Origin of the sequence: Kutzneria sp. NPDC052558 (genome assembly GCF_044547355.1) — a bacterium.
Lineage (GTDB): Bacteria > Actinomycetota > Actinomycetes > Mycobacteriales > Pseudonocardiaceae > Kutzneria.
This window is the reverse complement of the sequence record NZ_JBIUAG010000057.1, coordinates 1-19,970: the sequence shown is the minus strand read 5'-3', so window position 1 is coordinate 19,970 and position 19,970 is coordinate 1. Positions and strand designations below refer to the sequence as shown.

Below are 19,970 nucleotides of genomic sequence, written 5' to 3'. Positions count from 1 at the left end.
TCCGGTCAACGGTTGTCAGCTATCGGCACACTTTCGTCGTCCGCCGATGCTGGACGCGCCGGCGAGACGGGCCGATCACGTTTCGGCGCCTGCGACTGGCTGTGCATCAACCGGAGCACGGCCAAGGCTCGCCGGGCCCGTACGGGGATCCCGGGCCAGCAGCGCCACCAAGCCGGCGATCAGCGCGTGAGCGTCGCCTTCGGGCCGCCGCGCAGCAGAACGATGAGCAGGCCGACCGAGATCGGGGCGGTGACAAGCACATCGACGGGGACGGACATGGCGCTGTTCTCCTTGCATGACGAAGAAACAGCGCCTGTGTCCGAGGGAGATCGGGCCGGCCTGGACGCTGGCGTCCTGTTGGGTCGCCACGCCGGCCGGTCCGCCTCCCCAGAGGAGACAGACACAACTGGTCGTAAGAGTTTCGCACGGCGCGCCCGTCACCGGGCCCGCCAACCAGGGCATGTTGCCGGTCAACGGTCAGGCGCAAACCGTATCCACAAGAGTCCCTCGCCGCCGTCGCGGCCGATCCGCGCGAGCAGGGCCTGCGGCGTGATCCGGTCGGGGGCCGACTCCTCGAACGTGTACGCCGAGGTGATCGTCACCCTGTGTCGGTCGGGCATCGGCAGCTCGGCAAGTAGCTCCCGGCGGCGCTGATACGGCTGGTCCAGCAGCACGTGGTCGCCGGGCTGGAGCAGGTCGAAGGCCAGGTACCGCACCGGCACGTCGTCGAACTCGGCCCGCCCCGCAGGGGCGCCGGTGTTCTTGCGCCAGCGGCCACGGCGTTCCTGTAGCAGCCCGAAGTCGATCTGGCCAGATGGGTTGTAGGCGACGATCTCCCCGTCCAGCACTGCGGCGCGGCCCTCAGAGCGGGCCCGAGCACGCGGGCCAGCACGGCGAACTCGGCGGCGAAATCGATGCCGTCGGGTGTCGTGTTGCACGACGTTGCACCCAGGTGCACGTGGCAGCACCGCCGGGAGCGTGTCAATTGCCCTGACAGCACCGGATGCGGCGGGGCGGTAGGGCCGTCCCGCCGCCACAGCGTTCCCGGCGCAGGCCGAGGCGGGCCTATTCTGCCGGTCGGCGACCCAATCTGGGCCAGGATTTCGCCGTTTGTACTGCCGGCCCGGGGACGGTCGCGGGTCTGCCGAAGCACCGACAAGTAAGTCGCGTCGCCCGGCCGGCTACCCCGATGATGGCGGCATGACCGAGCCCACGCCGCCGACCTTGTACCTGGGGCCTACCGTGCCCCGCTGGCAACCACGCACCATCGCCGACGTCCAGGCCGTGCTCAACGATGGTCTGCTGGCCGAGCGGCACTGGCTGGACGCCAAGCGCGAGATCAACGCGAGTGCGGCGGGGAAGAAGGACGTAAGGAAGGAGCTGGCCCGCGACCTCGCCTCTTTCGCCAACGACGGCGGCATGCTCATCATTGGCATCGACGAGGACAAGCAGGCCGGCACCTTCACGCTCGCGCCGCAGTCGCTCGACGGCGTGCCCGAGATGATCGAACAGGTCGTCGGCCACCACTGCGATCCGCCGTTGTTCGTCCAGTGCCACCGCATCGTCGATCCCGACGACCCGGGCGGCCTGAACCGGGGCGTGCTGATCGTGGAGGTGCCACCCAGTCCGCTGGCACCGCACATGGTCGACGGCAAGTACCACGGACGCGGCGACACGGTGAAGCGCGTGCTGCCCGACGGCGAGATTGCGCGGCTGCACGCCGTGCGCCGCGCACGGCAGGTCACCACACAGGAGCTGATCGACCAGGAGATCGCCCGCGACCCCGCGCCGGCCGTGCAGCGGGACGGGGTACGGCTGTATGCGGTCGCGCAGCCGACGGCGAGTCCGCCGGAGCTGCTCACCGAGCATTTGAACCCCGGCGCGCTCAATTCGTTGATCTTCGATGTGTGCGCCGAGGGCGCAGACCGCCCCTGGGAACAGATGATCCATAACGTCGAGCCCAGAGCGACGGGGTTTGGCTGGCACTCGCGGCACCTACGTGGCCGCCGATGGACGGTCGGGTTCTCCGAGGAGTCGGACCTGGAGATCGCGGACGACGGCAGGCTCACCCTGTTCGCCGCCGGCCTGTCAAGTGCCCAGTACCGACGTCACCTTCAGCAGCAGTTCGTGCGAACGGAGACCGTGCTGGGCATGGTCCGCAGCCTGGTGCAGCTCGCCGGCGCGATCGGCACCGACTTCGGTTACGCCGGCCGGTGGGAACTGGCAGTCGGGGTGACCGGCCTTGCCGGACTCCCTGCGGATCCTGGCCGTAGCGACGGCCACTTCGGCCTGGGCGAGCTGGTCGTGTTCAGCCAAGAGCGTTATGTGGCCGGCACGATGGCCAGCACGGTCGAGCTGGAGGGTGCACCGGCCGCGGTGACCCGGCGGTTGATGATGCGGTTCGCCCGCGCCTTCGACATGCTCGCCCGGTTCGAGACCGACGACTACCTCGGCCGTCGACGCGAGCAGGCCGACGGGTAGAGCGCGTTCCTGGTCTGAGGCCCCGCACAGCGCAGCATGCCGGTCGCGATCACGCGTGCCCGTGGCTCGACACATTCCAATGCGAACAGAGATACGATACTCAGTCGGTGAGCTGCGGGCACTGGGATGTTCGGCTCGCGGGCCTGTCGCCGGCTGCCCGCACCCCAGTGGCGACGGGCCACCTGGCCGACCACTGGAGAACGTGATGTCTGATTCGCTGATGCGTGCACCACGCGAAACCCGCACCCCGCAGGAGTTGTGGGAGGCCGCCGGCAACACCCTGGATCCCACGGGCGACTACAGCACCCGTACCGCCCTGATCACGTGCAGCTACACGCTGATCGAGGAGGTGCTCGCGGTCATGGCGCAGGCTGGCGCGACCGCGAGGATGGGGCCGGTGCGCCGTGTGTCCGAGCACGGCGAGGTGCTCGGTGTGGAGTTCCAGCTCGGCGGCCAGACGATGCTCATGCCAATGGTCCCGCTGCGGACCACGTTGCAGGTCTATCGGTTCGAGGATGTCCAGCTGGCCGAGCCGGTCGCCGAGGTTCACGCGCCGCTGCCCGAGCCGGCACCGGCCGTCAAGGCGGCGACGGGCAAGGCGGCTGCCCAGCCGGCGCCGTGGCCGAGTATGACCGCGCTGGCCTGGGAACTGCTCGCGCTGCTGGGGATCACGCCACCCGAGGGCGATACGACGGCGGGCGTGTAGCACCCGCCGGCCCAGCGCCGGACGGCGCGATCACGTCGCCGCCGGTGTCGCTGGTCGGGCGGTCTCGGTGGTCACCGCATTGCCGCGCCGAGCAGCAGAAGGGCGTGGCCGAGTGGATGAGGATGGGCGTTATGAGCGGGGATGAGACTGTGCGACAGGCGCATTCGGTGGCCGAGGTCGTTCGCTTTGCGGGTGACGACGCGCTGATCGCGTGGACCGCCGCCGGCCGCGAGCACGCAGGTTGGATGGGCGACGGCGCGTACGGCGCGTTGGGCTCCGATCTGTCGGCGCGAGATCGGCTTCTGGTCGGTGGTCGGCCCGACGCGGTCGCCGTGCTGGCCGACCACGTCCTGGCCGACCGCAGGGAGGTCCGGGTCACCGGCGACACCGCGTTGATCACCGCGCTCGGCCCGCTCCGGCCCGATCTCGTACTGGGCGAGGAGTACGGCTGGATGCAAGCCACCGCCGGCCAACTCCGCCGGCCGGCGGCCAGGGCCGGGCCGGTCGCGTGGTTGCCGGCCACGGCCGACGACGAGGTCGCCGAGCTGCTCGCGGCCGCCCACCCGGACGCCGAGGCCCGCCCGGGTGGTAGTGGGGTGCTGGGCCGGCATCCGGCAGCACGGCGAGCTGGTGGCGGTGGCGTGCGAGGCGTGGTCGGCACCGACTGTGGGGTTCATGGCCGGCGTCGCGGTCGCCCCCGACCGACGGGGCCAAGGACTCGGCGCGACGGTGTGCGCGTTCGTCCTCGGCGAGCTGGCCGACCAGCACGGCCGGGTTGCGCTGCTGGTCGACAGCTGGAACACCACCGCGATCAGGCTGTACAGGGGGTTGGGGATGACGTGGCGGCCGATCCGCTCGGCCCGCCACCACGGCGTGCCCAGCCTCGCCCCGGTCAGGCCGTGAGGTCGTAGAGCGCGGGTCCGCAGCGCACGGCGAACTCCCGCAGCCCGCTGCCGGCCTGCTCGTGCGACCGGAGCGTCCGGACGACTGTGTGGCTGTGTCGGTGGGCGCGCACCTCGCCCGGGGCGGCGCGGTCGCCGCCAGCAGGGTGGCCAGGGCATCGGCCCGATAGCCGAGCTCGACGTGCACCCGGGCCACGTCGATCAGCCATCCCCCGCGCCGCTCGGCCAGCTCGGCGCAGGCGATGGCCGCGCGCAGGCAGCTGCGGGCGTCGCGGGCGCGGGCGGCAGCAGTGGCCGCGGAAAGGAATGCCGCGCCCGGATGTTGACGGCCAGCTCCGGGTGGTCGGCCGGGGTCGCGGCCAGCTCGGTGGCGCCGGCCAGGGCGGTCTGGATCGCCAGCGGGTAGGCCCCGGCGCTCATCTCCACCTCGGCCGCGCACCGTAGCGCCGCCGCCTGTCGCATACGGTCGTCGGCCACCTCGGCGTTGTGCACGGCGTTCTCGGCGGCGACGCGGGCGGTCCCGGCCAGGTTGGCCTTGATCAACGTCCAGTCGGCCAGCGCCCAGATATCGGACATGGCCGCGAAAGCCGGTCGCTGATCGCCACCGGGGGCAGGCCGTGCAGGAACATCGCACCCTGCCCGATCAGGCGGGGCAGCGTGGTCGCGAGCGTGGCGTAGGCCGAGGCCAGGGATTCCCGCGCGACGCCGGCGACGCCGGCCTGCACCTCGACCTGCGTGGTCTCGGCGGCGGACCGCGCTGTGGCCGGTGTGGTCGTGGCTGCGGCCCGGACGGCGCGCATCGCGGCGGTGGGGTGCAGCACGGCGTTGTGGATCGGCCGGCCCCAGGCCGGGATCACGGGGGCCGCCGTGGTGGCGGAACGCGGCGGCCCGCCGGTGGCGGCGAGCGCGGCGGCCGCGGCCGCGCCGTGCAGCACGGTCCGACGGTCGGTGCGCGGACCTGTCGCTGGCGTTGTCGGTTGGGATCGCCAGGGCCACATGCCGATCGCCTCCCCGTCCTCGCCCACAACGCTACTGGGACTGGGTGGGGGAATCCGATCAGTTCGGGTGCAGTTCCCAGCGCGATCAACACGTCGAGCACCGGGCCGACCTTCACCAGCCGGTGTGCGCCGTTCTCGGCGTCGGAGACCTGCCCTTGGGACAGCCCCAGCGTCACTGCGAGTTCCAGCTGGCTCAGGCGAAGCTCGGTCCGCACTGCCTTGAACAGCGGCCCGACGTTGCGGACGGCCAGTCCGGCCCGTACCGCTGGCTCGCTGAAGACCGACTCGGGGACGAACAGCCGACCGGCGCCGTGATGGAGTCCGCAGGGGCCGGCGACGGCGTCGAGGTGCCGCTGGTGGTCGCACGCGCGGTAGGTGGCGCGGGTCGAGCCCATGGTGGTGGTCACGCTCCCGAATCGCCGCTGGCGGCGGGGCGAGAGCACCAGGGGACCCCGGGCCGGTCGGCGACCTGGTAGCCGGCTCGGTAGACGAGTTGGTATCCACGCAGGTCACAACGCCGAAACGTGTCCGCCGGCGCGGCGGCTACCGCCCCGTGACTAGGCCGCTGCTCTGTTGGGAGTAATCAGCCGGTGGGGTTTCGTGTCGGTGGGCGCTGCCGGGAGTTACTAGTGTCGGCGTGTTCGCCGGCTACTCGATGGCAGGACGGAGCACGGCGTGACGAGGAACGAGTTCGAGGACGATGCCCGGTGGGAGTTGGTCCGGCCGGCCGGCCTGCTCGGCTTGATCGAGACGCTGGTCAGCGGGATCGAGCGCTGGATCTGCTCCCGCGCTCGGGCCCACGCCATGGCGGAGGTCGCGTCGGCGGTCGCCAGCGCGGGAGTCCGGGCGGAGGCGCTGGTGGTCGAGAACCCCGACGCCTACTGGACGCTGACCGTCACCTCGCCGATCCCCGACGCCGGCGTGGTGGCCGCCGAATCCGGGGTGCGGCACGGGTGAGCACCCCGGGTAACCCCGACAGCGAGGACCGGCTGCGCGCCGTCCTGGCCGAGCTCTGGCCGGAGGTGCTGGCCTACGCGCACCGCCGACTGCCCCGCGACCCCGGCCAGGCCGAGGAGTTGGTGCAGGATGCGGCGGTCGACCTCATCCAGCGGTGGCGACAGCGCGGCGAGTTCCCGATCAGCAGGGCGGTGGCCATGATGAAGCAGTCGATCAAGTGCGACCTGCGCAACCTGTGGGCCAAGCAGTGCCGGCAGCGCACCGACCTGGCCGCCGTGGACGACAAGATCCTGCTCGACTACCTCGAGCGCACCACCGGCCACGACAACGAGATCCTCGCGTTGCTGTCCCGCATCGACGCCCAACGCCGCGTCCCGCAACTGCTGGACCTGCTCACCGCCCAGCAGCGGGCGGCGATCGTCGCCGTGCACATCGACGGCACCACCCAGGCCCAGGCCGCCGCCGAGCTCGGCATCACCGAGCGCGCCCTGCAAGCCCGCCTCAAAAACGCCCACGAGGTGCTGCGGCGCCACGCCGACGACCCGACCATCAGGACCAGCGCTACGCAGACGCGGTGGAGGCCCCAGCGATGACTTACCACCACGATCCCGATCTCCAGCCCGCGCCGGCCACCGTCGCCGCGCCCGACTTCGCCGCGCTGGAGGCCCGGGTCGCCGCGCGCACCCCCGAACACACCGCCGAGCGGCAGGCCCGCCTGGACTCGCAGGACGTCGGCCTGGCCGCGATGGCGCTGGGTGAGCAGCACCTCGCTGCCGGCGACCTGGCCACGGCCCGCATGTGGTTCGAGATGGCCGCCGCCCACCAGGCCATCGCCGCCCCGGAACGGCTGGCCACCATCGCGGTGTTGGCCGACGCGATCGGCGACACCACCACCGCGGCCGCCGACACCCCGCTGGCTGCGAACGCCCGCGAGCCGCACCAGGATCGCGACGCCGCCGTGGAGCGCGCCGACGCGGCAGCCCAGCTCGTGCTGGCCGCCCAGACCCATGCGGACCGGATCGTCGCGGCCGCCGAACAGCACGCCGCGTCGATCATCGCCGCCGCTCAGACGGAGGCCGACGCGATCGCCGGTCGAGCGAGGGCCGAGACCGACCAGCACAGGCACGTGCGCGAGTATCTCGTAGCCGATCTTCTTCCTCTCCTCCACGGGGACCGGTCCACCGGCGATGTGGCCGGGCGTGGAGGACTCCGCGCGCGGGAGCTGTACTACCGGTTTCTGTCGGCGTGGCAGCACAGGATCGCTGACCAGGTGCGGGCGGTGAGCGCGGCGCGCCCGACCAACCGCGCGCCGGACCCCAAGGAGATTGCGCTGACAGTGCTGCACGAATGCCGCTTGCGGCAGGAGACCGTGGGCGACGGCTCGCCGCGAGCCCTGGCTGCCGCGACCTTGTTGGGGCGCCCGACCGAAGAGGAGGTCTCAAGCGAGCGATACCAACTCGCGATGGGGCTCCTGACCGCAGTGCTGTACATGGAGCCGACCTCGACCGTCCACTGGTTCACGAGCCTGCATCCCGTCGCGGTCGACAACGACGGCGCTACTGTGTTGTGGCTCCCGTAGCGGGCTGGTCAGCTCGACGACGTGACTGCCACAGTAGACGGATTCGAACACGGCCACGAGTGCGGGCAGGAGGAGGTCGTCGTCATCGAGGCGAAGCAGCCGAGTTCCGGGATCTACTTCTACGGCAACTACGGCCGCCGGCCCCACAGGTCCGCGTCCTCCACGGAGGAGACACCGGAGCTCGACATGCCGCTGCCACGAATGGACTGAAGCCCGAATCAGGCCCAGTCCCTCGAGGGCGTGGCGACCGCCACCTCCGGCACATCTGTAGGGCCTCACCTCGCGTGACACGTTGATCTTCCCTGACCTGCGGGTACTGCCTTGTCTCAGCTCGGTGTCAACCAAGATCAGTCTCACAGCAGTGTCACGTCCTGGCCTGTCCCGGCAGCCGCGAGGTACCAGGAGCGCGGGACCGAGCCTCCACGCGTAGCGCGAAGCCGATGCGGCGCGACATTCCGACGTGACTGATCAGGATTCGGTGGATCGGTGCGGCGTGGTCGCGGCCGTTCAGTGGAGTGCGCCCGGCGTGGCCGCGGCGGCGTGGGTGGCCACAGAGGCCGGCTGGATCGATTGGCCGGGGGTCGGCGTGTGGCTGGCCCCAGCACGCTGTGTCGCTGAGTTGGATAACGCTGACCGTACTGTTGGCGGGCTGGGCGGCCTGGCGAGTGGTGCCGCAACGAGTGACTGCCTTAATTCCCCGGTGGGCTCGACGTCGGGCCGGCCGCGGCAGCTCAACAGTGGCGCGGCCGCCGTTGAGCTGGTGGATGGTCGCGGCCGCCGCGGTCGTGATCGCCGCGGTGGCCTGGGGCGCCACCATCGGCCTCTGGCACGTGGCAAGCGCGGCGAAGGACCCTGCCGCCGCGCAGGTGGAGGCGATCAAGACCGGGTTGAGCATCGCCGCGGGTACCGGCGGAGTATTCGCGCTGCTGCTAGCCGTACGCCGACAATGGCACCAGGAAGTCAGCACCGCTGCCGACTCCGAGCACAAGGAGCGGGTGGCCGCCGCCACCGAGGCCGACGCCACCGCTCGTCGCATCACCGAGTTGTACACCAAAGCCGCTGACCAGCTCGGCTCAGGCAAAGCGCCAGTCCGGTTGGCAGGGCTGTACGCGCTGGAACGACTGGCCCAGGACAACCCGCGGCAGCGGCCCACTATCGTGCAGGTGTTGTGCGCCTACCTCCGCATGCCCTATTTGCCGCCCGATACCAGCCTCGGGCCCGAGGCCCAGATGAGCAGCGCCATGAGCATCGTGACCTTGCCCAGGAACGCCAGGTCCGTGTGGCCGCCCAGCGCATCCTGACCACCCAGCTCCGCCCCGGTTCCAACCCTAATTCCCCCGGCCGCGGCCCCCGCCGCCCACAACGCCTGCCGCCGATCTATCCCGAACCCGGCGAACGCCCCTGCTGTCGCCAACGCTTCCAGTTGCGGCGTGGTCATGAGCGTTCGCCGGGCGAGGTCGACCATGCTCGCGTACTGCCCGTTCGCCTCGCGTTCGGCGACGACCCGGTCCGCGAGGTCGGATCCGATGGCGCGGACCGCCCAAACCCCAGCCGCACCGCCCGCACCTCACTGTCGGCATCGAGCAGTTCGAGAGTGGCGTGAGCGAGACTCACGTTGATGTCGACGCCGCGGACCGTGACACCGTGCCGGCGGGCGTCAGCGACCAGCGACTGCGGGGAGTAGAAGCCCATCGGCTGCGCCCGCAGCAGCGCCGCGCAGAACGCGCCCGGGTAGTAGTGCTTGATCCACGCCGACGCGTAGACCAACACCGCGAACGACAAGGCATGGCTTTCCGGGAAGCCATAGTTGGAGAAAGCCTTGAGTCGCAAGAAGATTGTGTTGGCCAACTCCCCGACGATGCCGTTGAGCGCCATCCCCTCGTATAAGCGCGTCTTGAGACGCTCCATCTTCGCCGAGGAGCGTTACCTTCGCGAGGTCTGCGAACACGGCGTCGTGCTGGCGCCGGCTGTGGTGCTGATGATGCTCGATCCCACGTGGGACATCGACAGTGAATCCGCGATGCGGCTGCTGGCCAACGCGTACCTCTCCGAGGCTGCGATGGTCGAGTTCGCCGCCGTGCTCACCAGCTATGCGGAGCAGGCCGGTCAGGCCGAGCCCAAGAAGTTCGCCGACATGGCCCTGGACCGCTTCCTGATGCTCGGCGTGCAGATCAGGCCGAGCACGTCGGAACAGATCGCGCTGGTGTACCGACTGCGTGGACTGGCCGCCTCCAACAGCCATCCGGAACTGCACACGATCGGCCTCGCGCTGGCAACCGGACGGCCCGCGGTGCTGGCCGACTCCTTGGTGACGGAGCAGGCCAGCGCGTACCCGGCGCTGGCCGAACACGGGACGCCGCTCGTGTACGCAAACGGCCTGGGCTTGTTGCGGCCGCCTACGTCCAAGAACCGCGCTCGGTCATCGCACTGCGCGGCACCTGTGACACCGGCCAGCCGGCCGCGGGCCTGGACGTCGTGCTCAAGGGGAGAGTCACGCGTCCCGGAGGAGCTTGAACGCCTCCGACAGGCGGTGCAGCTCGTCGAACATCCGGCCGGCGATCGCCGGGGCCGGGGCGGCCGGCCGGAGTTCGCGGTTGTCGTCGAGCAGGTGGTGCACGGACACGAAGTGCGGGCCGTCGACCGGGGTCATGCCGACGGCGCTGACCACCGACTTGAGCATCTGGGTGGCGCGGGCGCCGCCGGCGGTGGCGCCGTAGCCGACCAGGCCCACCGGCTTGTGCCGCCATTCGGTGAACAGGTAGTCGATGGCGTTCTTGAGCTGCACGTTGAAGCCGCCGTTGTACTCCGGGGTCACGAAGACGTAGGCGTCGGCCCTGGCGATGGTCGTGCTCCAGTCCTTGGTGTGGGCGTGGACGTAGCGGCGCTCGGCGGGGGCGTGCGGCTCGTCCATGAGCGGCAGGTTCACGGTCAGGAGGTCGATCAGCTCCACGTCGGCGAAGCCGCCGTGCTCCTTGGCGGCGGTCTCGATCCACCGGGTCACTGACGGGCCCACCCGGCCGGGCCGGGTGCTGGCCACGATGATCTGCACGGTCGACGTTCAGTTCGGCCCTTCCGGCTGCCGCTGAGTTTGCCATCTGTGGTCGCGAGGAAGGCTCGGACATGGTTGTAGACGGTGGCGACGGGACATTCGGCCAGCCCGTGGCCTACCTGGTCATCACGGGTAGGGAAAGCCCACGGGCACCCTAGTGATCGGGACCTGGCTTGGGAGCGGTCATGGGTCTGGGGAGCGTTGGATTGGGGGCGGCGAGCACACGGGTGAAGTCGTTCCATGCGCCGGAGGCGTCTCGCCATGACGGCCCCTCGAATGGGTCGCCGTCCTCCTGTCCGGCGTCGCGTAGGCGCAATACGAGTTCCGCAGACCCGATCCCGGCATGCGCATCATTATCGGCATGGGCGGGGACCGTCAGGGTGAGGCCGTCGTGATCGAAGTAGCGCGGTCGCGGGCAGCGTCCGGGGATGCCGTACACCGGGTGCAGCAGCAGCCGAGCGACGGTGCCCAGCGTCAGGGATGCGGGCGCCGGCGCCGGCTTGTCGGTGTCGTGCGTACGCCAGGCGGGCACTGCCCATTCGGTAGGCCACTCGACCGTGGTGTTCACGCGGCCCCGACTCCATGCCCGCCACCACCACACGTCCCGGAACACTCCGCCGCGGCGCAACAGCGCGCTGTTGAGCGCGACGGGGCCCGGTGTTCGGCGCCGGGTGGTCAACGTGAACTGCTCGGCCTCGGTCAGCGGAGCTGGGTCGTTGCCCAGCCAGGCCAACTTGCCCAGCGGCCCGACCACGTGGTCGACGAAGGTCAGTGCGGCGGTCCACTGCCGCCAGGACACGCTGGACAGCATGATCCGGGCCTGGGGCTGGTCCACCAGGTAGAGCTCGACGTGTCGGCGGCACACCGTTGCTCGTAGTCCCGGGACGCCTGTGACAGCGCCGCCTATCTCGCGGGGCATCAGTTCCGCCAGCAGCGGCCCCAACACGCCGCCGTGCAGGTGCAGCACCATCGCGCCGCGGTCGGGGCGCACCATGCGGAAGACCTGTGCCGGTCGCACCAGGTCGGCCGGCTGGCGTAGGTGCAGGTAGTTGACGGCTTTGCCGGCGGCGCACAGGACGGCTGATTCCAGTTCCTGCTGGGCGGGATCGGTTGCGTCGGGCAGAAGTGCTTGGCGGACATGGGTTGGCGGTGGCGGCATCTCGTCGTGCCCGAACAGGCGGGCCACGTAGTTGTGGCCGAGGAGTTCGTGGAGGAGGGCGCGGTCGGCGGTGGTGAGTCGCTGGACGCCGTTCGTGACGGTCGGCATCAGCGAGGAGTCGGTCTCCCCTGTGTAGGCCCGCCGCAGCTCAGCCAGTTGCGGCACCAGCGACAAACGGTGTGGCATCTGTTCTTCTTCCTGCTGGTGGCCGCCGTGTCGCCGAGGGCACAACACGTCGCTGGAGAACAGTCGCGTGGTGTCGCCGGGCGAGGTCGTGGGCGCTGTCTTTTTTTGGGGGGAAGGGAAACCTGGTCGACTTCACCAGCGCTGTCGCTGGTTACGGCGAGGCTGAGATTGATCGTCGGCCCGAAACGCAGAGCGACGTCCACACCGCCGCCTCGGGACGTGACCACTAACGGGGGCCGGGTGCGCCGCGTAGCACGGGCGGCGCACCCGGTCATGTGGTGTCGGCCCGGGGCGGGGGGTAAGCGGGGCCGACACGAAGTCTCACGCCGTGGAGGTCGTGTAGTGGCGGCTGAGCGTGGCGGCGCCGTCGAGGTGCAGCTGGACGGCGAGGTAGACGCGGCAGGGCAGGCAGCGACGTTTCCACCTGAGCCCTCGCTTGGGGCGGCAAGCCGCGCAGAGCGTGTCGCAGCCAGGTTGGTGGTCCTCGAGCAGCACCTCGATCACCCCGACCAGGCGCGGGACCTCACGCCTGGCGGCCGCCGCGACGATGGCGTCGTCGGTCGTGCCCATGAACGCCACCAATGTGGCGAGCGACTCGTGAACGCCGTCGGTTTCCGGTTGCTGATGCGGGGAAATAGCCATGATGCGTTCCTGGTGGTGGCGGAGCAGGACGGGGTGCGGACTTAGGGGGAGCATCGTGGAGAAGGCGGCTGCGTAGCTAGGCGCTGACGTGCTTGTTGTGTCGAGTCGGGCGTTCGGCCCGGTCCACCTGATCGGGGATCGGCACCGTGCCGGCGAAGTCGTGTGTCATCGAGCCGGTGGCGAGGTGTGCTCGAATCTCGTTCAGACTCAGGCGGATCCCCAGCCGAGGCAGGAGCCGCAGCCAGATCTTTTCTTCATCGGCGGTGGCGAAGAACGCAACGACCTTGATCAGCCGACACGGTGCCGTGCGCGTTGGCCAAGGCCGGCGACGAGGGCGTGTGGAGGGTGTCGGGCCGGCAGACCAGACATCGGCCTCGGTCGTCCACCTCGTGAAGCCGGGTGAGCACGTAGAGCGCCCCGGCCAGACGAAGTGCGAGCTCGCTCGGGGTGGACACGCCGAACGCGGCAATTCCAGTGGTGTGGCCGTCGTGGCAGCTTCGCAAGCACGAGGAGAGGTCGTCCAGAATGTCCAGACGGACCTTCTCCAGCGCGTTCGGGCTCATCTGAGACCACCGATCGAGGTTGACTTGTTGTTCGCTGCTGACGAGACCAGCTAAACGCCGGGAAATCGCCGGGACCAGAGCGGCGGTGGGGCGTCCATGAGGCGGGAATGAGGCGAGGTCGGGCCTGACCTGCGGTTGTGTGGCGGCGTGCTCGCTGCACCGATCGGGTGGTTCTTTGCGCGCTGTGGCAGGGACTTTGAGGTTCAGTCGGCCGGCCGCGCGGCGCAGCGAGGTACCTGCGGTAGGGTTGACCTGGTCAAACAGTGTAGACGGCAATCAATGTCGGTCACACGAAACGGGGACAGCAATGGCGACCCGACGCGACGGACTCAGGCGACGCCGTGAGGCGCTGGGCTTCACGCAGGAGACGCTTGCCGAGCGCATGGAGGTTGAGCGGTCCACGGTGAGCCGGTGGGAACGAGGCGTGGAAAAGCCACTGCCGGTGGCGCAGTCTGCCCTCGCCGACGTGCTCGAGGTTTCCGCCGAGCAGATGGAGAACCTGCTCGCCGAAGCCGCGCCGCCGGCGCGTTCCGATCGCGTTTCCGACGCGCTTCGCATACCGCACCGCCTCGACGCGGTCACCGTCGCGGACCTGAGGGAACGCGTCCAGAAGGTGGACGAGCGCTATGACAGCGAGCCATCGACCAACCTGCTCGCGGAAACCGGTCTCATCCTGGGGCAGATCGCCTTCTTCGGCAGCCATGTCGCGGACGGCCGCGTCCGGTGCCAACTCCGTGACGTCGAGGCCGAGACGATGACGCTGATGGGGCAACTCGTGTGGGACGCCTCGCAGCGGCGCGATCACGACAACGCCCGTGGCTACTTCGACGGCGCGATCACCGCGGCCCACGATGTCGGAAACACCGTGACGGAAGGGCATGCACTCCTACGGAAGGGCTACATCGCCCTCTACGGCGAGCGCGACCCGAAGGCGGGATTGGCGCTGACCGAACAGACTGTCGAGCTGACCGAGCGATCAAGCCATGTTGTTACGGGCCTCGCACTTCTGCACTGCGCGGAGGCCCACGCCATGCTGGAAGACCGTCGGGCGTGCGAATTGTCCATCAGCCAGGCCGAATCCCACCTCGAGAAGGTGGATCCGCACGATCCGGCCGGGTTCATGCTGTCCCCCTCGCAGTTCGACCGGATCACCGGCTCCTGCCACCTGTTCCTGGGCGACAATCGCCGCGCCCAGCAGATCTTGGAGAGGCGTGCGGGCGGCATCCAACCTCGGCAGAAGAGCGGGGCGATCGTGCTCGGCAACCTGAGCTTGGCCCGCCTCCGCCAGGGCGAGCTCGACGGAGCGACCACTGCGCTGCATGAGGCGATCAGCGTCCTCGAACAGACGCGAGGCGGCGGAGGAATGAATGTCGTGTTCGATGCCGCCAGGGAGCTCGGCCCGTGGCGGGCCGAGAAGGACGTCGGCGACGTCTATGATCGACTGCTCTCCCTGATGACCGCAGCGTGAGGAGTCTCGTGCCCGGCCTGAACCTCGACGAGCAGAAGAACGCCATCCGCCAGCGCATCTGGGACCTGCTCGAACGGCGGGAAGCCGCCCACGACACTGATGTGCACGGCCGCATCCCCAACTTCGTGGGGCGCGAAGCGGCAGCCGATCGGCTCGCCGAGTTGGACGCGTGGATGTCGAGTGCGGTCGTGAAGGCGGTGCCGGACAAGGCTCAGCTCCCTGTGCGCGTGCGAGCGCTGCGGGAGAACAAGCTCGTGTACATGGCGGTGCCGAGACTGGCCAAGCAGCATCCGTTCTACCTGCTCGATCCCGCGGCGTTGAGCGTGTCGGCCGAAACTGCGGCGACCGGCGACGGTGCCGCCGAGGCAGCTCGCAACGTGGGCGTCGACGAGCTCAGGCCCATCGATCTGGTGGTATGCGGGAGTGTCGCGGTCAACCGTGCCGGCGTGCGACTGGGCAAGGGGGCCGGCTACGCCGACATCGAGGTCGCGTTGCTCCAGGAGGCCGGTCTGATCGGTCCGAACACGACGATCGTCACCACGGTCCACCAGCTCCAGATCGTCGACGACGAGCTACCCGAGACCGAGCACGACTTCAGCGTGGACCTGATCGTCACGCCTGAGGAGGTCATCGCCTGCGGACCGGCTCGCCGTCCGGCGGGCCTGATCTGGGAACAGCTGACGCCCGAGAAGATCGCGGCCATCCCGGTCCTGGCGGCGATGTCGTCCGCGAGGTCGAGCAAGCAGTGATCGGGGACCGATCACGCTGAAGGCGGCTCCGGGATCGCCTGCTCGTAGTTGAGCTCGTACCGGTGCGCGCCTTTGACCAGGACGCTGACTTCGACCGGCCGGTCGCCGGAGTAGATGGTGCGTAGCTGACGGATCACGGGCACGTCGGCGGGTAGGTCGAGTTGTTCCAGCTCGGCGGTGGTGGGCTGGCGGGCGGAGACGCGATCGGTGAAGCGTTGCTGGGGCCAGCCCAGCTCGGCCAGTACACGGGGTGCGCCGCCCCGGATCCGTGGACGGCGGGCCAGCGGCGTTCCCTTGGCCAGGTCGAGTGGGTAGAACGACCAGCTGATCTCCACCGGTTCGTCGTCGTGCAGCAGCAGTCGATGCCGCATAGCGGCCAGCTCGTCCGCGCCGAGCCCGAGCTGCTGCGCCGCGTCCGCGGGCGGCCGAGCCTCGGAGACGTCGATGAGCTGGTAGGCGTAGCCGCGCGGCATCGGTTCGAGGTAGTTGGCAGCGTCGACGATGAAAGGCTGTCGGTCGCGGACGTAGACTCCGGCTCCGGGGCGGCTGCGGAGGAAGCCCTCGTCCTTCAGCGCGCCGGCGGCTTTCTGGATGGTCGGGTTCGCCGCACCGTACTGGTCCACGAGTTGGCTGGTGGACGGTAGTTGGTCGCCCGGGGCGAGGTCGCCGGACATGATCTGGGCCCGCAGCTCGGCCGCGATCTGTTGGTGCAGCGGCCGGGAGTCAGTGGCTTTGGGCATCGTCATGTCCGATCGTGAGGTGGTAGCGCAGGTGCCGGCCAGGCAGCATCGTCATCACGCTGACCTCGACCGGGCGTTCGTTCTGGCTGCTGCTGGTCCGCACCAGCTGCATGACCGGCGTCGGCTCAGCCAGGACGAGGAGATCGGCCTCGTCCTCTGCCGCCAGCCGGACGGACACATCCTCCTCGACGTGGTGGAGGGTGTGTCCCAGCTCGGCGAGCAGCGTAGGCGCGCCGCCGCGGATCTTGCGGGCCTCGGCGAGCCGGGTGCTGCGGGCGATGTCGGTGGGGTAGTAGGACTCGACGAGCTCGACCGGCTCGTCGTCGAGCAGGACCAAACGGCGCCGCAGGACGACGGGATTCGACGGCGGCACCTGCAGCGCGGCGGCGACGAACGGCGGAGGCTGCACCTCGCCGACGTGCAGGAGCCGCTGGCTGCCGACGTGGCCGTGGTCGGCGGCTTCCTGCGCCCACGGGTCCGGCGCGCTGGCCTGGCGGGGTGTCACGTACGGCATGGAGACGCTGATCCACGCGCCCGAGTCGTGCACGGTGAAGGCTCCTCTGCTCGCCGGCCTGCGGGTCCTCTGTCGCCGGGTTGAACTTTATCGGAACAGTGATACGGCTGCCCCGATCAACTTCACCGGCCTTGCCGCCATTCGCGAAAGGCTATATGGTTGGCGTGCTCTTGACGAGGTTGAAGTATCGGCCGAACAGCACCTGGGGAGATGGTCATGTCGCACCGGCCGGCTCTGGTCCGTCGCATGGCCGACCTGCGCCGGCAGTACACCGGCGAGGCCGACGCCACGCTGTGCTCCGACATGGTCTGCGGGGTCGGCTCGCTGAGCCTCGACGACCGTCGACTTCTGGCCGAGGAGCTCGACCGCGACGCCTTCGTCCGCCCTCCTGGCGTCGACGTCGTTCCGCCGGTGCACGACCATGTCCGGGCGGTCGTGCTGCCGGACGCGACCGGCAGCACGCAGCAGAGCCTCGAGGCCGAAGTCCTCCGCGCTGTTGTGCGGGCTCTTCATCACCTGGATCACCCCGCTGCCTCGGCCAGTAGATGGTTCCCGAGTAGCGGTGGGCGGGTGGTGCGCAAGGTGAGACCCCTGCCCGACGGCTTGACGCTGCACGTCAACGCGGGCTCTCTCGGGCCACTGCTGGCTGAACTCCTGCCCAGGATCACGCCGGAGGGCGTTCTTGTCGGTATGCCGGGCCTTCGCGCGGTGCTTCATCACCGGTGGGTTGAGCTGTACGTGCTCGACTCGCCGGCCAACCTCACGCTCGCCAACGTGCCCTACCGCTGCTGGGCAGCGGCGTTGGCCTATGCGGAGGCCCTAGATCCTGGAAATCCGTTGCAGTGGTTGGGAAATGATCCGCTGCCGATCCAGCCGGAAGAGCGGGACGCGATGGCACACCATGTGCCGGAACCTGTTAGCGACTCCCTGCTCAGCGCGATACTCAGGCGGTGTGCCCTGTTCTCGGCAGCGTCGAACTTGGCCTTCCGGCAGACATTCGGAGTGCTCGAGATCGACTGGCGCGACTCCCCGTCGCTGGCGACGGTGGCGGCTAGGCTCGTGGATCCGGTTGCGGGCCTGCGCGGAGCCAGGTACTTCGTCGCACGACGATCTGGTCGGCTCACGATCGCCTCTGCGGCCGAGGACTGGACGGTGACGCTCGGCCGGCTGCCGCTCGGCGATGTCGAACCCGGCGAACACCCCGAGGCGGCGTGGTCGGCGTGGAACCTGGAGATGGCCCGCCCAAACGCGTCGTGGACGAGCGAGATCACCGAGCCGCGCCGAGTGGCAGGCGCACCCACGTGCCTTTCTTCCGCTGTAGACGAGTGAGCGTCGCTTTCGCCGAGTGTTGGAGGTAGTGGAGGATCTCAGCTGCGGTCGTCAATCCGAGCGTCGGCGGACAGCGGCTCGCTAGCGGCGGCTGCTGTAGCCGGCGCCGGGGTGGATGACCACGACCCCGGGCGTCGATGGCGGCCGGAGCAAGAGATCGTCGGCGTCGCAGAGGATGCCGTGGGCGGCGAGCATTCGGCACCAGCGATGGCACTCGTGGCCATCGCCCGCCTACATCGGACCATCCCAGCCGTGTCCGTGGCGGCCGCCGGCATGCTCGGCGGCGTGCCCCGCGCCATTTTCAAATCGGTGCCGCAGATGGCGCCATGCGCCACCTGGATCACCACGTCGGTCGACTCCTCGCACTTTGGATCGTCCACTGTTTGCCCTGCGGCTGAGCGGGTACTTGCCATCATCTCGTTATGCCCGCAACGGGAGGCGAAACCTGTGTTGACCGATGCCGTCGTACTGCGGCGAAGGCCGGAGCGCCGAGCGATCCGCTGGCTATAAGGACGGCGGTCTCACGGGGTTCGTCAGAGCCGATCACGGGCAGCCGTGATCCCGGGATGAAAGGACGTCACATTGACCTCGTCGGATTGTTCGCCGGTCGTCGTCGGCTTCGACGGTTCGGCCAAGGCACATGACGCTGTGGTGTGGGCGGCACGGGAGGCGATGGCGTGTGAGCGGCCACTGCGCCTCGTTCAAGTCGTGGACACGGCGTGGCCGGTCGGCACCATGCCCGATGTGCTCACGACTTTTCCACCGGAGCGCGACCGGGAGGAGCTTCGCCGTGCTCTCGTTGCCGAATTGGCGTCGGAAGTCGAGCGCCTGAGACGGGAACAGCCGGCGCTCACGGTCACGTCGGTGCTGCTCGACGGCACGGCCTCTGACGCGCTGGCCGACGAGGCTGATGAAGTCGATGCCGGTGTGATCGCCGTCAGTGGATCGGGCCGTGGCGCGTTGTCCCGCACCGTGCTCGGCTCCACGGTCTCGGATCTGGTGCATGCCACTTGTCGTCCAGTGGTCGTCGTACGTGACGAGACGACATCCGGTCGAGCCAGGGCGGTGGTCATCGGCGTCGGTGGCCTGGCCGCCGGTGGCGGCGCGGCTCGCTTCGCGCTTGAGTTTGCATCGCGGCACAAGCTGTCGGTGCGGGCGGTGCGGGCGGTGCACGGCCGGTCGGACAGCCCGTTCGCACTGATCGCCGAGCGCCTGACCGTGGAGCAGCGCGGCGTCGCCACGGCGCAGCAGGAAGTTGTCGACGCCGCGGTCGCCGCTGAAGTCGAGGCGTGGCGCGCCGAGCATCCCGACCTGGATATCCAGCGTGACGAGGTGGAGGAGCAGCCAGCGCAGGCTCTGCTCGATCGGGCCGGCGACGCTGCGCTGATTGTGGTGGGCAGTCGCCATCGCGGGGCGTTGAAACGAGCGATCCTTGGTTCCGTCAGTCATGCGGTGCTGCATCAAGCGCCCTGCCCGGTCGCCGTGGTTCCGTGAACCGGACGGGGACCGGTGAAGTGGTGGTGGTTCCGTTGGACGTGGGTAGGCGAGCCGGCAACCGGAATCGCGCGCTGTTCCGGTCAAGTGACGATGTATCCTCGGCCGTGGACCTGGATGCGGCGATCGACACGCTATACGGGCTGCCTCGGGAGCGGTTCGTGGCCGAGCGTGAGAAGTTGGCGAAATCCCAGCCGGCGCTGGCCGACCGGATCCGCAAGCTGCGCAAGCCGACCGTGGTGGCCGGGCAGGCCAACCAGCTGGCCCGCAAGCGCCCGCAGGATGTCGCGGCGTTGGTGGAGCTCGGGGCGAAGCTGCGCGCCGCGCAGGAGTCGCTGGACGGCAAGGCGATGCGGGACCTGTCCCGGCAGCGCACCGACACCGTGGACAAGCTGGTCGGCCGGCTGCCGGCTGCCGCCGCCGGGCTGCGTGAGCTGTTGGAGCACGCCGCCAC

Annotated in this window: 23 protein-coding genes and 2 pseudogenes; 13 read left to right on the top strand and 12 right to left on the bottom strand. The window is 69.6% G+C overall.

Features of this window, described 5'->3' with window-relative positions:
- Positions 1–470: 470 nt before the first annotated feature.
- Positions 471–938: a hypothetical protein gene (locus ACIG5F_RS47675; RefSeq protein WP_396527001.1), complete on the bottom strand. Its 468-nt coding sequence runs from the start codon at positions 936–938 to the stop codon at positions 471–473.
- A 262-nt stretch (positions 939–1,200) separates the two neighbouring features.
- Here ACIG5F_RS47675 and ACIG5F_RS47670 point away from each other — a divergent pair, with 262 nt between their 5' ends.
- Together ACIG5F_RS47670 and ACIG5F_RS47665 are read left to right on the top strand one after the other, a co-directional pair.
- Positions 1,201–2,481 (top strand): helix-turn-helix domain-containing protein, encoded by a 1,281-nt coding sequence (locus tag ACIG5F_RS47670; RefSeq protein WP_396527000.1) that lies wholly within the window; start codon positions 1,201–1,203, stop codon positions 2,479–2,481.
- A 220-nt stretch (positions 2,482–2,701) separates the two neighbouring features.
- Positions 2,702–3,187 carry a hypothetical protein gene (locus ACIG5F_RS47665; protein WP_396526999.1) on the top strand — a complete coding sequence of 162 codons (486 nt, stop codon included), beginning with the start codon at positions 2,702–2,704 and terminating at the stop codon, positions 3,185–3,187.
- Positions 3,188–3,258: 71 nt separating this feature from the next.
- Here the strand turns inward: ACIG5F_RS47665 and ACIG5F_RS47660 are convergent, their stop codons facing one another.
- A complete protein-coding gene (locus ACIG5F_RS47660; RefSeq protein WP_396527022.1) occupies positions 3,259–3,864 on the bottom strand; it encodes a hypothetical protein in 606 nt (201 codons plus the stop codon).
- On the opposite strand from ACIG5F_RS47660, the gene ACIG5F_RS47655 reads away from it, so the two are divergent.
- Positions 3,773–4,090: a GNAT family N-acetyltransferase gene (locus ACIG5F_RS47655; protein WP_396526998.1), complete on the top strand. Its 318-nt coding sequence runs from the start codon at positions 3,773–3,775 to the stop codon at positions 4,088–4,090. The two genes, ACIG5F_RS47660 and ACIG5F_RS47655, sit on opposite strands and share 92 nt — an antisense overlap.
- Positions 4,091–4,290: 200 nt before the next feature.
- Here the strand turns inward: ACIG5F_RS47655 and ACIG5F_RS47650 are convergent, their stop codons facing one another.
- Genes ACIG5F_RS47650 through ACIG5F_RS47640 form a run of 3 tightly spaced genes read right to left on the bottom strand, consistent with a single transcriptional unit; the run spans position 4,291 to position 5,482 of the window.
- Complete coding sequence (locus ACIG5F_RS47650; RefSeq protein ID WP_396526997.1) at positions 4,291–4,665, bottom strand: hypothetical protein; 375 nt, start codon at positions 4,663–4,665, stop codon at positions 4,291–4,293.
- Complete coding sequence (locus ACIG5F_RS47645; RefSeq protein WP_396527021.1) at positions 4,629–5,024, bottom strand: hypothetical protein; 396 nt, start codon at positions 5,022–5,024, stop codon at positions 4,629–4,631. Before ACIG5F_RS47645 ends, ACIG5F_RS47650 begins: the two co-directional genes overlap by 37 nt.
- Positions 4,943–5,482 (bottom strand): helix-turn-helix domain-containing protein, encoded by a 540-nt coding sequence (locus tag ACIG5F_RS47640; protein WP_396527019.1) that lies wholly within the window; start codon positions 5,480–5,482, stop codon positions 4,943–4,945. Before ACIG5F_RS47640 ends, ACIG5F_RS47645 begins: the two co-directional genes overlap by 82 nt.
- A gap of 280 nt (positions 5,483–5,762) precedes the next feature.
- Between ACIG5F_RS47640 and ACIG5F_RS47635 the strand changes: the two genes are divergently transcribed.
- From ACIG5F_RS47635 to ACIG5F_RS47615, 5 genes are all read left to right on the top strand, one after another.
- The gene (locus tag ACIG5F_RS47635) at positions 5,763–6,044 is read left to right on the top strand and encodes a hypothetical protein (protein ID WP_396526996.1); all 282 of its coding nucleotides are present in this window, start codon (positions 5,763–5,765) and stop codon (positions 6,042–6,044) included.
- Complete coding sequence (locus tag ACIG5F_RS47630) at positions 6,041–6,637, top strand: RNA polymerase sigma factor (protein WP_396526995.1); 597 nt, start codon at positions 6,041–6,043, stop codon at positions 6,635–6,637. Before ACIG5F_RS47635 ends, ACIG5F_RS47630 begins: the two co-directional genes overlap by 4 nt.
- The gene (locus ACIG5F_RS47625; protein ID WP_396526994.1) at positions 6,634–7,623 is read left to right on the top strand and encodes a hypothetical protein; all 990 of its coding nucleotides are present in this window, start codon (positions 6,634–6,636) and stop codon (positions 7,621–7,623) included. Before ACIG5F_RS47630 ends, ACIG5F_RS47625 begins: the two co-directional genes overlap by 4 nt.
- Before the next feature lie 21 nt (positions 7,624–7,644).
- Complete coding sequence (locus tag ACIG5F_RS47620) at positions 7,645–7,833, top strand: hypothetical protein (RefSeq protein WP_396526993.1); 189 nt, start codon at positions 7,645–7,647, stop codon at positions 7,831–7,833.
- Positions 7,834–8,387: 554 nt separating this feature from the next.
- Positions 8,388–8,924 (top strand): hypothetical protein, encoded by a 537-nt coding sequence (locus tag ACIG5F_RS47615; protein ID WP_396526992.1) that lies wholly within the window; start codon positions 8,388–8,390, stop codon positions 8,922–8,924.
- A gap of 38 nt (positions 8,925–8,962) precedes the next feature.
- Here ACIG5F_RS47615 and ACIG5F_RS47610 read toward each other — a convergent pair.
- From ACIG5F_RS47610 to ACIG5F_RS47590, 5 genes and pseudogenes are all read right to left on the bottom strand, one after another.
- Positions 8,963–9,546 (bottom strand): annotated as a pseudogene (locus ACIG5F_RS47610) (error-prone DNA polymerase); the annotation flags it as partial.
- A 568-nt stretch (positions 9,547–10,114) separates the two neighbouring features.
- Positions 10,115–10,672 carry an NADPH-dependent FMN reductase gene (locus tag ACIG5F_RS47605; protein WP_396526991.1) on the bottom strand — a complete coding sequence of 186 codons (558 nt, stop codon included), beginning with the start codon at positions 10,670–10,672 and terminating at the stop codon, positions 10,115–10,117.
- A 154-nt stretch (positions 10,673–10,826) separates the two neighbouring features.
- Positions 10,827–12,017, bottom strand: coding sequence for a hypothetical protein (locus tag ACIG5F_RS47600; RefSeq protein ID WP_396526990.1), 1,191 nt, complete (start codon positions 12,015–12,017; stop codon positions 10,827–10,829).
- A gap of 321 nt (positions 12,018–12,338) precedes the next feature.
- The gene (locus tag ACIG5F_RS47595; protein WP_396526989.1) at positions 12,339–12,659 is read right to left on the bottom strand and encodes a hypothetical protein; all 321 of its coding nucleotides are present in this window, start codon (positions 12,657–12,659) and stop codon (positions 12,339–12,341) included.
- A gap of 254 nt (positions 12,660–12,913) precedes the next feature.
- Positions 12,914–13,222 carry a hypothetical protein gene (locus ACIG5F_RS47590; protein WP_396526988.1) on the bottom strand — a complete coding sequence of 103 codons (309 nt, stop codon included), beginning with the start codon at positions 13,220–13,222 and terminating at the stop codon, positions 12,914–12,916.
- A 307-nt stretch (positions 13,223–13,529) separates the two neighbouring features.
- On the opposite strand from ACIG5F_RS47590, the gene ACIG5F_RS47585 reads away from it, so the two are divergent.
- Both ACIG5F_RS47585 and ACIG5F_RS47580 read left to right on the top strand, forming a co-directional pair.
- Positions 13,530–14,690 (top strand): helix-turn-helix domain-containing protein, encoded by a 1,161-nt coding sequence (locus tag ACIG5F_RS47585; RefSeq protein WP_396526987.1) that lies wholly within the window; start codon positions 13,530–13,532, stop codon positions 14,688–14,690.
- Positions 14,687–15,439: a 5-formyltetrahydrofolate cyclo-ligase gene (locus ACIG5F_RS47580; RefSeq protein WP_396526986.1), complete on the top strand. Its 753-nt coding sequence runs from the start codon at positions 14,687–14,689 to the stop codon at positions 15,437–15,439. The genes ACIG5F_RS47585 and ACIG5F_RS47580 overlap by 4 nt, the downstream gene beginning before the upstream one ends.
- Before the next feature lie 11 nt (positions 15,440–15,450).
- On the opposite strand, the gene ACIG5F_RS47575 is transcribed toward ACIG5F_RS47580, so the two are convergent.
- Positions 15,451–16,179, bottom strand: coding sequence for a GntR family transcriptional regulator (locus ACIG5F_RS47575; RefSeq protein WP_396526985.1), 729 nt, complete (start codon positions 16,177–16,179; stop codon positions 15,451–15,453).
- Positions 16,163–16,726, bottom strand: a complete 564-nt coding sequence (locus ACIG5F_RS47570) for a UTRA domain-containing protein (RefSeq protein WP_396526984.1) — start codon at positions 16,724–16,726, stop codon at positions 16,163–16,165. Before ACIG5F_RS47570 ends, ACIG5F_RS47575 begins: the two co-directional genes overlap by 17 nt.
- 213 nt (positions 16,727–16,939) lie before the next feature.
- On the opposite strand from ACIG5F_RS47570, the gene ACIG5F_RS47565 reads away from it, so the two are divergent.
- The 3 genes and pseudogenes from ACIG5F_RS47565 to ACIG5F_RS47555 all read left to right on the top strand — a co-directional run.
- On the top strand, positions 16,940–18,022 hold the full coding sequence (locus ACIG5F_RS47565) for a hypothetical protein (RefSeq protein WP_396526983.1): 1,083 nt from the start codon (positions 16,940–16,942) through the stop codon (positions 18,020–18,022).
- A gap of 582 nt (positions 18,023–18,604) precedes the next feature.
- Complete coding sequence (locus tag ACIG5F_RS47560; protein ID WP_396526982.1) at positions 18,605–19,516, top strand: universal stress protein; 912 nt, start codon at positions 18,605–18,607, stop codon at positions 19,514–19,516.
- Between the two features lie 107 nt (positions 19,517–19,623).
- Positions 19,624–19,970: pseudogene (locus ACIG5F_RS47555) on the top strand (hypothetical protein); the annotation flags it as partial.

Bases quoted from the DNA above. Each gene is read 5' to 3' on its own strand.
- ACIG5F_RS47670 (WP_396527000.1), top strand. From the start codon at position 1,201: ATGACCGAGCCCACGCCGCCGACCTTGTACCTGGGGCCTACCGTGCCC.
- ACIG5F_RS47665 (WP_396526999.1), top strand. From the start codon at position 2,702: ATGCGTGCACCACGCGAAACCCGCACCCCGCAGGAGTTGTGGGAGGCC.
- ACIG5F_RS47660 (WP_396527022.1), bottom strand. From the start codon at position 3,864: ATGAACCCCACAGTCGGTGCCGACCACGCCTCGCACGCCACCGCCACC.
- ACIG5F_RS47650 (WP_396526997.1), bottom strand. From the start codon at position 4,665: ATGTCCGATATCTGGGCGCTGGCCGACTGGACGTTGATCAAGGCCAAC.
- ACIG5F_RS47640 (WP_396527019.1), bottom strand. From the start codon at position 5,482: ATGGGCTCGACCCGCGCCACCTACCGCGCGTGCGACCACCAGCGGCAC.
- ACIG5F_RS47625 (WP_396526994.1), top strand. From the start codon at position 6,634: ATGACTTACCACCACGATCCCGATCTCCAGCCCGCGCCGGCCACCGTC.
- ACIG5F_RS47615 (WP_396526992.1), top strand. From the start codon at position 8,388: ATGGTCGCGGCCGCCGCGGTCGTGATCGCCGCGGTGGCCTGGGGCGCC.
- ACIG5F_RS47600 (WP_396526990.1), bottom strand. From the start codon at position 12,017: ATGCCACACCGTTTGTCGCTGGTGCCGCAACTGGCTGAGCTGCGGCGG.
- ACIG5F_RS47595 (WP_396526989.1), bottom strand. From the start codon at position 12,659: ATGGCTATTTCCCCGCATCAGCAACCGGAAACCGACGGCGTTCACGAG.
- ACIG5F_RS47590 (WP_396526988.1), bottom strand. From the start codon at position 13,222: ATGAGCCCGAACGCGCTGGAGAAGGTCCGTCTGGACATTCTGGACGAC.
- ACIG5F_RS47585 (WP_396526987.1), top strand. From the start codon at position 13,530: ATGGCGACCCGACGCGACGGACTCAGGCGACGCCGTGAGGCGCTGGGC.
- ACIG5F_RS47575 (WP_396526985.1), bottom strand. From the start codon at position 16,179: ATGCCCAAAGCCACTGACTCCCGGCCGCTGCACCAACAGATCGCGGCC.
- ACIG5F_RS47565 (WP_396526983.1), top strand. From the start codon at position 16,940: ATGGCCGACCTGCGCCGGCAGTACACCGGCGAGGCCGACGCCACGCTG.